This is a genomic window from Microvirga sp. BSC39 (genome assembly GCF_000739015.1).
Taxonomy (GTDB): domain Bacteria; phylum Pseudomonadota; class Alphaproteobacteria; order Rhizobiales; family Beijerinckiaceae; genus Microvirga.
Map to the genome: position 1 here is coordinate 137590 of NZ_JPUG01000064.1, position 12059 is coordinate 149648.

Annotated in this window: 12 protein-coding genes; 2 read left to right on the forward strand and 10 right to left on the reverse strand. The window is 63.6% G+C overall.

Annotated elements, in window-relative coordinates; translation table 11 throughout:
• Nucleotides 1–415: 415 nt before the first annotated feature.
• Both MA07_RS14455 and MA07_RS14460 read left to right on the forward strand, forming a co-directional pair.
• Nucleotides 416–826 (forward strand): hypothetical protein, encoded by a 411-nt coding sequence (locus tag MA07_RS14455; RefSeq protein WP_036352004.1) that lies wholly within the window; start codon nt 416–418, stop codon nt 824–826.
• A gap of 84 nt (nt 827–910) precedes the next feature.
• Complete coding sequence (locus MA07_RS14460; protein WP_036352006.1) at nt 911–1138, forward strand: hypothetical protein; 228 nt, start codon at nt 911–913, stop codon at nt 1136–1138.
• Between the two features lie 31 nt (nt 1139–1169).
• On the opposite strand, the gene MA07_RS14465 is transcribed toward MA07_RS14460, so the two are convergent.
• The 10 genes from MA07_RS14465 to MA07_RS14510 form a co-directional block, all read right to left on the reverse strand.
• On the reverse strand, nt 1170–3299 hold the full coding sequence (locus MA07_RS14465; protein ID WP_052003174.1) for a hybrid sensor histidine kinase/response regulator: 2130 nt from the start codon (nt 3297–3299) through the stop codon (nt 1170–1172).
• Between the two features lie 185 nt (nt 3300–3484).
• On the reverse strand, nt 3485–4294 hold the full coding sequence (locus MA07_RS14470) for a methyltransferase domain-containing protein (RefSeq protein ID WP_036352009.1): 810 nt from the start codon (nt 4292–4294) through the stop codon (nt 3485–3487).
• Between the two features lie 74 nt (nt 4295–4368).
• Nucleotides 4369–5109, reverse strand: a complete 741-nt coding sequence (locus MA07_RS14475) for a DUF4336 domain-containing protein (protein WP_036352012.1) — start codon at nt 5107–5109, stop codon at nt 4369–4371.
• Nucleotides 5110–5242: 133 nt separating this feature from the next.
• Entirely contained in the window at nt 5243–5674 is a 432-nt protein-coding gene (locus MA07_RS14480; RefSeq protein WP_036352015.1) for a CopD family protein, read from the reverse strand.
• An 11-nt stretch (nt 5675–5685) separates the two neighbouring features.
• A complete protein-coding gene (locus tag MA07_RS14485) occupies nt 5686–6018 on the reverse strand; it encodes a DUF3817 domain-containing protein (RefSeq protein WP_036352017.1) in 333 nt (110 codons plus the stop codon).
• Nucleotides 6018–6281, reverse strand: a complete 264-nt coding sequence (locus tag MA07_RS14490) for a hypothetical protein (RefSeq protein WP_036352019.1) — start codon at nt 6279–6281, stop codon at nt 6018–6020. Before MA07_RS14490 ends, MA07_RS14485 begins: the two co-directional genes overlap by 1 nt.
• Before the next feature lie 11 nt (nt 6282–6292).
• Entirely contained in the window at nt 6293–6589 is a 297-nt protein-coding gene (locus MA07_RS14495; protein WP_244445254.1) for a winged helix-turn-helix domain-containing protein, read from the reverse strand.
• A 346-nt stretch (nt 6590–6935) separates the two neighbouring features.
• Complete coding sequence (gene rpiB, locus MA07_RS14500) at nt 6936–7385, reverse strand: ribose 5-phosphate isomerase B (RefSeq protein WP_036352022.1); 450 nt, start codon at nt 7383–7385, stop codon at nt 6936–6938.
• 49 nt (nt 7386–7434) lie between these two features.
• A complete protein-coding gene (gene uvrA, locus MA07_RS14505; RefSeq protein WP_036352025.1) occupies nt 7435–10419 on the reverse strand; it encodes an excinuclease ABC subunit UvrA in 2985 nt (994 codons plus the stop codon).
• Nucleotides 10420–10623: 204 nt separating this feature from the next.
• Complete coding sequence (locus tag MA07_RS14510; RefSeq protein WP_052003175.1) at nt 10624–11958, reverse strand: calcium-binding protein; 1335 nt, start codon at nt 11956–11958, stop codon at nt 10624–10626.
• Nucleotides 11959–12059 lie beyond the last annotated feature (101 nt).

Here is a 12059-nt window from a genome sequence, read left to right on the forward strand (position 1 = left end):
GTTGAGAGAGGATATTTTTGAGCATGCGATAGATTTAGGGGTACCCATCAGGTGCATTGACCGAGACGAGGCGACACTAGGATTGTGTTGCCGGATCCCGCAGCGTGTATGATCACGGAACTACTGTCGCATTCCTTGCCACCGGCCTCACTTCGCTTGGCGTTGCCCACCGGCACGACAGCGGTACGGTCTGACCCGACCACACACTGCTCTTTTCTCTCGAGAGATGCGTTTGTCGATTCGGCCTGCGGCTGGTGTGCTGCCGAGGTAATCGGAGGCTGCGCTTCTTCACGAGCGAAGATGTGATTGAAGAAAATCTTAGGTGGAGAAATAGAACTTGTTTATTACCCTGCGTTAAGGTCTTTTCGATCAAACTGTGAGACGGTTTGTTGGGCTAACCATCACGGGGGGACGTGTGACAGACGAAGAAATTGAAGCCGTTGCAGAGGAACTGGCCAAGGCGGGCGGCGTCTCGTGGTATCCCGGACGGACACGCGGCGCGCTCCTGAGGCCAGTCAGCGAACGGTACCGGGATCGGGCGAAGCTGGCGATTGCAGCGCTCGACCGGGTCAGGGCCGGACACGATTCAACCGCAGAGGCGCCGCCGACCCAGGCCTCGGCTGCTTCGCATCATCCGGACCAGGTTCAGGTCGGAGGCACCGTGGTTTACCGCCCCCCTGGCGACCAGAGGGCCATCACCTGCCGGGTCGAACGCATCGAGGCGGACCGCGCCTATCTGGTGCCTGTGCCCCGGCCGGATATCGGATGGGTGTCGCTGGACAACCTTCAACCCATCGGAGCGGAAGCTGCTGCGGAAGGCAAATAAGGGGAAGGACCGCAAGGTCTCTTCACTTCGCCGGCAAAACCCGCTAGCAGTTTCCATCCTTTCCGAGTGGGTGGATGGTCTGACATGCGTTGCTTCTTCCACCTCGTAAGCATTCATGACGAGATAGTCGATAACGCCGGCATCGAGGTTCAGGACCTTGAGAGCGCGAAGGCACAGGCACTCCTTGCCATCGAGGAGCTGAGGGCGGAAATCGGCATCGAGGCGGATGATTGGTCAGGGTGGCGGCTTGATATCGTCTGCCCTGTTGGGACCCTTCTCCACTCCATGCAGCTCATCCCAACGGTGCATTGACCGCTGACGGTCTCCCGGGGCCAGTGACCCCCTATGCACTCACTTTGAGCGGAACGAATCCAAGTATTCGATCGATGCAGGCGCTCAGTTCCGCCGAGTCATAAGGCTTGCGAAGGATCGTGAACCCGTCATCCATGGCCGCTTGAGCGACATTGCTGTAGCCGGTGGCGAGCAGGACCGGCAGGGAAGGCTGCTCGCTGCGGACAATGCGCGCCAGATCGACGCCGTTGAGTTCGCCGGGCATCACGATGTCGCTGAACACAAGGTCGATACGCGTGCCCGACCGGAGGACCGTGAGGGCCGCACGGGCATCGGCCGCATACGTGACCTGAAATCCGATCTCCTCGAGGCTGGCGCGGGTAACCTCCGCAATGTCGGGGTTGTCCTCCACTAGGAGGATATGGCCATGGCCGTTGCGAACCGGAAGTTCGGGCGCCGGTGCGCTTGCGTCGGTCGCAGCCTCGTTGGTGCGCGGCAGGTAGAGCGTGATCGTGGTGCCGCGTCCAGCCTCGGCAAGGACGGTTGCCGTGCCTCCCGATTGTTTGGCGAAACCATAGACCTGGCTCAGCCCTAGGCCGGTTCCCTTGCCGATATCCTTGGTGGTGTAGAACGGCTCGAACACGTGAGGCAGCACGTCCTCGGGGATGCCGCAGCCTGTATCCGTGAGGCTGAACGCGACGAAATCGCCCTGAAGACCTACGACATCCGGGTCGCGCAGGTTCAGGTTCCAGGCTTCGATCAGCAGCCGTCCGCCACCGGGCATGGCATCGCGGGCATTGACGGCGATGTTGAGGATGGCGAGTTCGAGTTCGTTCAGGTCGACCTTGGTGTTCCACAGGCCGGGCGGCAGCCGCATGTCGATGGCGATGTCGCCGCGCAGGGACGAGCGAAGCATGTCCTGCAGGTCGAGCAGGTATTGCGACAGGTTGACGACCTCAGGCTCATGCGTCTGCTGCCGGGAGAAGGACAGGAGTTGACGCACGAGACTTGCTCCGCGTCCGGCCGCCGTGTCGATGGCATCGAGGGACCGCTTCTGCCGCTCCTCCATGGGGTAGCGCCGCAGCCGGTCTACACTGCCTTTGACGACCATCAGCAGATTGTTGAAGTCATGGGCAACGCCTCCGGTGAGATGGCCCACCGCCTCGAGCCTTTGCGCCTGCTTGAGGGCGGCCTCCGCCATCTCGCGCCGTTCCACCTCCGCATGAAAGCTGCGGGTGCGCCTCAGGGCGAGGAGGCTGATGGCGAACAGGCCCAGGGTCGCCGGCAGGCCAAAAGCCAGGAGCCAGCTCATCTGTGACCAGAGCTCCCGCCAGGCCGCGGCCGTTTCCATCCCGACCTGCACGTAGATGGGGTAGCCGGGGACTTTGCGATATCCGATCCGCCGTTCAATCCCGTCGATCTGGGAGACCGCGATGAAGCGCCCGGTTTCCGGATTCTGCTGGATCGCCCTGACAAAGCCGCTCTGGGGGCTGAGGCGCATCGGCTCGTTCCCGCGGGATGGGAAACGCGCCAGGAACTCGCCGTCGGCCCGGATCAAGCCGACGGAGTCGGCGATGCCCCTCGCTATCCGGCCATAGAATTCCCGGAAATGCCCGGGCCGAACGGAGACGGCCACAATGCCGTCGAAGGCCCCGTCCGGGCTCGGGCGCCGCTGACTGACCACGAAGAACCGGATGTCGCCGATCTTCGACGTGATCGTTTTGCCGATATAGGTGCCGGCATCCTGCTCGGCCTGCGCGGCGAAGTAGTCGCGATCGGAGTTGTCGAGATCGCGGGGCACGGGCTGGACGGTGCTCGATACGAGCGGGTGCCCGGCCCGGTCGAAGACCCAGATCGACTCGATCTGCGGGAGGGCATCCTGGGTGCGCCGCAGTCGGCTCTGGAGGCGGACCTCCTCGGCCAGGATCTGCTCCGGCGTGAGGCCCCGCAGCACCTCGTTCGTCTCAGCCATCGTGCGCTCGATGGTCTGAAACGCCTTGAGGCTGTGCTCCTGAACCACGTCCAGAGCGCGCTCGATCCGCTCATCTGCGTGTTCACGGATGCGGCGGTAATCGTCCCAGGCGGTATAGGCGAAGAACAGGGCAGGGCCGAGCAGGCTTGCGAACACCAGCAGCTGCAAGGGCCATAGAACGGTGCGGCTCTTCGGCGTTACGCGACCCACAAACGAAGACCTTCCTTGCATGGCTTTGCGAGAGTCTCTCGAACTTGAGCGTCCGTCTGGCTTGGGAAGTCAAATCTCGGGTTTCCCTGCCGCTGCACAGGAAGCCTGGCTGGGCAGATATAGTAGTGCAAAGGAGTGTCAAGGGCGGCGATCGACGTCAAACCCGGGAGTTGGATGCGGTCGGCTTATCTCCAGGCCATCACGACCAGGGCGCTCATGCGGTTCTCGACGGATGACGCGCCGAAATGGCCGGCGAGCGCTTCCGTAGCCCTGGTGGTGATTTCCTCAAGCCGGTCAGGGGCCCGGGCTTCGATCTCGGCCCGCAGGGGAGTGCCCTGGCAGAGCCCCACGGCAGGCTCGCGCGGGGAGGGCGCCTGCTTGGTCTTGTCGACCACCTCGATGTCGACATTCTCGAAACCCGCCTGCTGAACCTCGCCGCGGATACGATCGGGGTCGAAGTAGCCGAAGGGCACCCGCTCGATGAAACGGGGCGGGTCGTCGGGGAAGGCTTTCGCGACGGTTTCGGACACGATGCGGCTGACGGGATTGAGGTCGAGGGCGTTCCAGACATTGAACAGGAAGCGCCCGCCCGGCTTCAGTACGCGCAGGGCCTCCCGGTAGCCTGAGAGCTTTTCAGGGAAGAACATCACGCCGAACTGGCACACGACCGCGTCGAAGCTGCCGTTCTCGAAGGGCAAGGCTTGAGCATCGGCCTGGAGCCACCGCACGTTCGGAGCCTGCAGCCTGGATTGCGCATGGTCGAGCATGGCCTGGTTGAGGTCGGTCGCGGTGATCTCCACCTGCCGCGGCAGGGCCTTCGTCATGGCACGGGTGACGATCCCCGTTCCAGCCGCCGTCTCGAGAATGCGACCCTGGGTGATATCCGTCAGCCGCTCCGCCAGGTCCTGGCCGAAGGGCTCGAAGAGCAGCGGACCGAGATATTGTTCGTATACGGTCGGAATGGCGCCTTTGAAGGCTGCATCGGTGGCGCTCATCGCCTCCTCCCCTGGAAAGCCGGGATGATCGTCCCTGGGAGACGGAGGGGCAATGGCGCAGAAGGGGCAGAGGGCTATTCCAGCAGCCAAGCGAAGGCCCGCGTCAGGCTTGCCGCGCCGTCCTGGTCGAACCAGCGGCCGTGGCTGAAGATGACCCGCTCCGGGTTCCACGCGATGATCCGCGAGACGGCCTCCTGCGCCTCCTTGCGGCGAAGGCGGACGACGAAGCGTAAGTAAGCCGGGGCCTTGCCGTCGGGGGCATCGACACCGGTGAGCCGGGCGAAGAGGCGCGTTCCCAGCGGCAGCTTCTCCGGCTCCAGGTTCTGGATCAGGTCCGTCAGGATCACGGTGCGCGTGGGCCGGTGCAGGAATGCGACCTCGCGAAAGCCCGCGCCGCCCGGAATGACAGCTTGCTCGATCTCGCCGCCCCAGTCATCGGGCGGTGAATCCGTCAGGTCGCGATCGAGCCGGATACCTGCCTTGCGCACCTGCGGCCGCTGCCGAAGGTTGGTCGCGGCCGATGTCTTGGCGGCCGGGCAGCCGCCCTGCCAGCCCTTGAGGTGGGTCCAGTGCGCGATGTTGGGTGCAACCAGATGGCGGATGGACCCGAGCGTCTCGATCTCGCGCCGCAGCTCCGCGTTGTAGCGCGTCGGGGAATGGAGCCAGACATCGCCGTTGCCGAGGCGGATCACCGTCATCCGCACCGGCAGGCTCAATCCCATCGCTTCTTGCGGTCCGCTGTCGACGATCCAGAGGTTCTCGGCGACGGGCTTGAGCACGTCGAGGGGAGGGTAGGTGACGTCTTCGCTCGGCATCTGTGCGGCTTTCTTGCCGGAAGGGCTCTGCCCACGGCTCTCCTCCGTCTAGATAGGTCGGGCAGGCGCAAGATCATCACTGCACCTGAGCGGAATCGGGAGACCTGACGCCCGGGCTATCGCGATGTCGGCGCTAGAATGGTTTGACGACGACGAGGATGACGATGATGAGGACCGCGACCACGACCGCTGCCGCGGCGTGAGGGAGGCCAGCGGGTGATCCCGGTTCCTGGCTGAGCGACAGCCTGCGGAGGTTTCCGGAGAGGAGCCCATGCGCCGCCGACAGCAGCAGGACCACGGCGAGCTTCGCGCCCAGCCAGGCCTGCGGGAACCATTGGCCGATCGACGCCAGCGCGAGACCCATGAGCCAGACGAGGAGCATTGCGGGTGTTGTGACGCGCCGATCCCATCGACGCACGCGCGTGAGAAACGCCCCGCGGCTCGCAATCGCATGTTGGTCTCGGGCATCGGAGACGGCGGCGATCGCCACAGCGACGACCAGCAGGCCGCCGACCCAGGTGATGACGGCGACGATGTGCAGGGCTTTCAGCCAGAGATAATCCATCCCGTGTTCCCTCAGACGGGCTTCGCGAGCGATGCCTGCCGGCGCGCCAGCACCCGCTCGTTCACGAAGGCCCCGAAGGGGATGAAGGCTGCAAGAGCCATCCCGGCCGCCTGACCCTTCGTCCATCCGCCCATTGAGACGGTCTGAACGAGCATCCAGACGTAGAGAACGAACGCCATGCCGTGAATCGGCCCCATGATGGAGGTCGCGATCGGAAAGCCCGCGAGATGCTTCAACGGTACGGCGACGCAGACGAGCAGCAGGAGGGTGACCCCTTCCAGGAGCGACACGGCGCGCATCCTGCGCAGTTGGGAAAGCTCTTCGCGATGGAGAGCCGAGATCATCACTCGACCTCCTTGAGGACCTTTTCGACCCGTGCGAGACGGGCTTCGATCTCCGAAACGCTGCCCCGCAGGCTGGAGAGCGCAGCGGCACTCTCCTCCTGGGATTTCACCGCACGTGCCGCCAGATCGCGATAGGCATCTTCGCTCGTCATCCTCAGTCGGGCCGTGCGCGCGCCGGTGAAATATTTCATCGCGAAGATCAGCAGGACGACGAGGAGCACGAGGATCGTGACGAGCGGAAACATGAAGGCGCGATCGGCCATGGCGGGTCCTTTCAGGGGTCTGATGATTTGGAGGCTGGGCTCAACGAACGCGCCGCATCCGCGATGCCTGAGGGCGTGAGCACGAACTCGAAGGGCGCGACTTGGAAGTAATTGAGCGCCTTCCCGTCGCTGGACAGCTCAAGCTGACTCGTGACGAGCCCGGCCTCCTCGAGCTTCCGCAGATGAAGGTGGAGAAGCGGGCGGCTGATGCCGATCTCGCGGGCGAGCTGGCTTACATAGGTCCGGCCACTGCCGTGGAGCGCCTGGATGATCCGCAAACGATGCGGATTGGCCAAGGCGGCCAGCATGTCCAGCAACCGGTCTCCCTGGCTCTTCAAACTGCCCTCGCAAATAGCAGATTTACATATGTAAGATTTTTCTAACAGGTGGGGCGAGCGGCGTCAATCGGGAGCAGGGCGGTTCTGATTGCATGTGTGGGTGTGATCCGGCGGCGTACGGGATGGTGGCATTCGACCGAATCGTGGTCCGGGCCTAGCAGAATGGTTTACCTATCATGCGTGCTGGTGGAAAGGCGCCTTGGTCCGCGGAGTGGCGGAACTCCATTGTGAACTGCGGATATGAGCCCGCTGGCGACGAGCCTGCTCAAGGGCGTTTCCGGCGATCGTCGGTTCGACTGTTGAGGAACGAACGGCGCTACCCCTCCAGCGCGTCGATCATCTCCACCCGTGTCGCATGCCTGCCGCCCTCGAACCGGGCGGTCAGGAAAGCATCGACGATATCCAGCGCCAGCCCTTCGCCCACCACGCGCGCACCCAACGACAGCATGTTGGCATCGTTGTGCTGGCGGATCATGCGGGCCGAGAATGTGTCGCTGCAGACGCCGCAGCGAATGCCCTTGACCTTGTTCGCCGCCATCATAATGCCCTGGCCGGTGCCGCATAGGATGATGCCGAACTGGCAATCGCCGGAGGCGACGAGCCGCGCCGCCGCTTCGCCGTGATGAGGATAGGGTGTGCTCTCCGCCATGGACGGTCCGATGTCCACCGGCTCCCAGCCATGCGCCGCGATATGTGCGGCAATGGCCTGTCGGAGCTGAATGGCTGCGCGGTCGCTGGAGAGGACGACGCGGTTGCTGGCTGTCATGGAGAGGTCGTCCCATTTCGTGAAGGCATCGCTCGACCCGGATCGAACTTTATTCCGCCGCCTGACGCGTCACCTTCTTGTCCTTCTTGGGCGCCTCTTTCTTCGCCGTCTCCTTCTTCGGAGCCGCCACCTTCTTCAACGGCCTGCGCTCCAGAACCTCCTTGAGGAAGCGCCCGGTGTGGCTCTCCTCGGATGCGGCGATGTCCTCGGGCGTGCCCTGGGCGACGATGCGGCCGCCGCCGCTGCCGCCTTCGGGGCCCATGTCGATCACCCAGTCGGCGGTCTTGATGACCTCGAGGTTGTGTTCGATCACCACCACGCTGTTGCCCTGGTCCACGAGCTCGTGCAGCACCTCCAGCAGCTTCGCCACGTCGTGGAAGTGGAGGCCGGTGGTGGGCTCGTCAAGGATGTAGAGGGTGCGGCCGGTGGCGCGCTTGGAGAGCTCCTTGGAGAGCTTCACGCGCTGCGCCTCGCCGCCGGAGAGCGTGGTGGCCTGCTGGCCCACATGCACGTAGTCGAGGCCGACGCGGGCCAGCGTCTGCATCTTCTCGCGGATCGACGGCACGGCCTTGAACAGCTCGCGGGCCTCCTCCACCGTCATGTCGAGCACGTCGGCGATGGAGTTCTCGCGGTACTTCACTTCCAGGGTCTCGCGGTCGTAGCGCTTGCCCTTGCACACGTCGCAGGTGACGTAGACGTCGGGCAGGAAGTGCATCTCGATCTTGATGACACCGTCGCCGGTGCAGGCTTCGCAGCGGCCGCCCTTCACGTTGAAGGAGAAGCGGCCCGGCTGGTAGCCGCGTGCCTTGGCCTCCGGAAGGCCTGCGAACCATTCACGGATGGGCGTGAAGGCGCCCACATAGGTGGCCGGGTTCGAGCGCGGGGTGCGGCCGATGGGCGACTGGTCGATGTCGATGACCTTGTCGAGGTTCTCCAGCCCGTCGATGCGCTCGTGCGGGGCAGGGTGCTCCAGGGCGTTGTTGAGCTTGCGCGCCACGGCCTTGTAGAGCGTGTCGATAACCAGAGTGGACTTGCCGCCGCCGGACACGCCGGTGATGCAGGTGAAGGTGCCGAGCGGGATGTCCGCCGTCACGTTCTTCAGGTTGTTGCCCTTGGCGCCCACCACCTTCAGCATGCGCTTGGGATCGCGCTTGCGGCGCTTCTCCGGTACCTTCACGGACATCTCGCCCGTCAGGTACTTGCCCGTGAGCGACTTCGGGTTCTTCATGACCTCGTCGGGCGTGCCTTCCGCCACGATCTGGCCGCCGTGGATGCCTGCACCCGGGCCGATGTCGAACACGTAATCGGCCTGGAGGATGGCGTCCTCGTCGTGCTCCACCACGATCACGGTGTTGCCGAGATCGCGCAGGCGCTTGAGCGTGCCGAGCAGGCGCTCGTTGTCGCGCTGGTGCAGACCGATGGAGGGCTCGTCGAGCACGTAGAGAACGCCCGTGAGGCCGGAGCCGATCTGGGACGCGAGGCGGATGCGCTGGCTCTCGCCGCCCGACAGGGTGCCCGAGGCGCGGGCCAGCGTCAGGTATTCCAGGCCCACATCGACCAGGAAGGTGAGGCGCTCGCGGATCTCCTTGAGGATGCGGCCGGCGATCTCGTTCTGCTTCTTGGTGAGCTTCTCCGAGAGCTCCGCGAACCAGATCTGCGCGTCCTTGACGGACAGCGCCGTGGCATCGCCGATGTCGGAGCCGGCGATCTTCACCGCCAAGGCTTCGGGCTTCAAACGCTTGCCGCCGCAGGCCTCGCAGGGCGTCTCGCTCATGAAGCGGCCGATTTCCTCGCGCGCCCAGTCGCTCTCGGTTTCCTTGTAGCGGCGCTCGAGATTGGGGATCACGCCCTCGAACGGCTTCTTCACCTCGTAGGCGCGCAGGCCATCGTCATAGGCCATGCGGATGTTCTCGCCATCCGAGCCGTAAAGGATCGTGTCGCGCACGTTCTCCGGCAGCTCGCTCCACGGCTTCGTCATGGAGGCCTTGAAATGCCGGGTGATCGCCTCGAGCGTCTGGCCGTAATAGGGCGAGGTGGATTTGGCCCAGGGCATGATGGCGCCGCGCTTGAGCGACAGGGTCTCGTCGACGACCAGGGCCTCGTCGATGCGCATCTCGTGGCCGATGCCGCCGCAGGTGGGGCAGGCGCCGAAGGGGTTGTTGAATGAGAACAGGCGCGGCTCGATCTCGGGGATCGTGAAGCCGGACACCGGGCAGGCAAACTTGGACGAGAAGACGATGCGCTTGGCCTGCCCCTTCTCGTCCTTCTCGTCGGCATACTCGATCACGGCGATGCCGTCGGTGAGTTCGAGCGCGGTCTCGAAGGAATCCGCCAGGCGCGCGGCGATGTCGGCCCGCACCACGATGCGGTCCACCACCACGTCGATGTCGTGCTTGAACTTCTTGTCGAGGGCAGGGGCCTCGTCGATGGCGTAGTATTCGCCGTCGATCTTCAGGCGCTGAAAGCCCTTCTTCTGGAACTCGGCGATCTCCTTGCGGTACTCGCCCTTGCGGCCGCGCACCACGGGGGCCAGCAGGAACAGGCGGGTCTTCTCCGGCAGCTCCAGCACCCGGTCAACCATCTGGGAAACGGTCTGGCTTTCGATGGGCAGGCCGGTGGCGGGGGAATAGGGAATGCCGACGCGCGCCCAGAGCAGGCGCATGTAGTCGTAGATCTCCGTGACGGTGCCCACCGTCGAGCGCGGGTTCTTGGACGTGGTCTTCTGCTCGATGGAAATGGCGGGCGAGAGGCCGTCGATCTGGTCCACGTCCGGCTTCTGCATCATCTCCAGGAACTGGCGGGCATAGGCCGACAGGGACTCGACGTAGCGGCGCTGCCCCTCGGCATAGATCGTGTCGAAGGCCAGCGACGACTTGCCGGAGCCGGACAACCCGGTGAACACCACGAGCTGGTCCCGCGGGACCATAAGGTCGACGTTCTTGAGGTTGTGCTCCCGCGCCCCGCGCACGGAGATCACGCGCGCATTCGGATCGCCCGCCTTGGCGCGGTTGAACAGGTCGTCGAGTTTAGCCATTGCCCGCTAAGCCTTGAATAGGGAGGTTCGGCCTCGTCAGGCCGGCTCCCGCATATGTGATGCCTCACCAGCCGGCGCAATGCGGCGGATGATTCCAGGAGCAGGATCCTAGAACAAAGAGGGTACGAAGGGCAAGCGGAGCCTTGAGGAGTTTCAGTAAAGAGAAAGGCCCGCCGGTGGCGGGCCTTCGGTTCGCGATACACCCTAAATCACAAAGATGAAGTCGGACGCTTTGATGGCAGCCTTGTTGGCGAGGGTCGTGACGAGACTAAGATCGTATTCAGTCCCAATTCCATTGCGGTCGTAGTAAAGCTTACCGTCGTCGGTGTCGTAGAGAAATTGCGCCAGGGTCGAGGTGGCTTTCGGGTCGGCTCCTACGACGAGAAGATTGGCCTGATCGAAGGCGAGAGGCACGTCTTTCTTCAGAATCGGATCGTACTGCTCATCGAAGCTGTCGGCATCGATGATGAAGAAGTCCTTGCCCGAAAAGTCCGCAATCGTGCTTTCTGAACCCTCTCGCAGGAGAAATCGGTCATCACCCTTGCCTCCAACAAGTGTCACGTCTCCGAAGCCCACGAGCCTGTCATCGCCTGCGCCGCCGTTGACGACGATCCCATTGGCCGGATTGTTGAAGTTGCTTCCGTATGCGGAAAGTTTGTCGTTGCCCGAACCGCCGTTGACGATGCCCGACTTGCCGGAGCAACGGAGTGTATCGTTGCCTTTCGAGCCTGTGATAACGCTCCCAACATCCATGTTTTCGATTGTGGCCGAGACCTTCTCGAACTGTCCGGCCTTGATGCCAAGGTGACCGATATCGGCGGCGCTCTTTCCGGTCACCTTGGAGAAGTTGATCGCGTACACGACGTTGCTGGACGAGCTACTCCTGATCGAGATCTCGAGCGTATCCACGCCTTTGCCACCCAGGGCGTTGTCTCCGGCATCGACCGCGACCGTGTCGTTGCCGTCGCCTCCCAGCAGTTTATCCCCGCTCGGTACGGGCGGTGTTGTAGGATCCGTGCTGGGGGTGGGATCGCGACCGTCGATGTAGTCGTCGCCGGCTCCGCCTGACAGAATGTCCTTGCCGGCCCCGCCCAACAGGTGGTCGTCGCCCCTGCCGCCGTCGAGTCGGTCATTGCCCTCGCCTCCATACAGAGAATCGTCGTCCTCGCCCCCGTAGAGCTTGTCGTTGCCATCGCCGCCGGAGAGGTCGTCCCGACCTGCGTCGCCATAGAGGCTGTCGTTGCCTCCGTCACCATAAAGAGAGTCTCTGCCCTCGCCGCCATTGAGCTTGTCGTTACCGAGGCCACCATCAAGGAAGTCTCTGCCCAAGCCACCGAGGGCTTTGTCCGATCCGAGGCCGCCATAGATGCTGTCGTTGCCGTCGCCTCCGGTCAGGCTGTCCGTACCGTCGGCCCCGGAGATATAGTCGTCGCCGGCGCGGCCGTCGAAAATGTCCTTGAACTTCGATCCGAAGAAGAAGTCGTCCGACGTGCTTCCCTTCAGTGCCTTCCTCTTCGTCGTGATGCGATAAGTTGTCATTTCTTCCTCCTGAGCCTTTGGAATATTGACACGTTATCACGTATAAAACAACCGGTGCTTGCGTAGGTGAAAGGTTCTTCCAGTCCAGGCGGGGCGCGCCC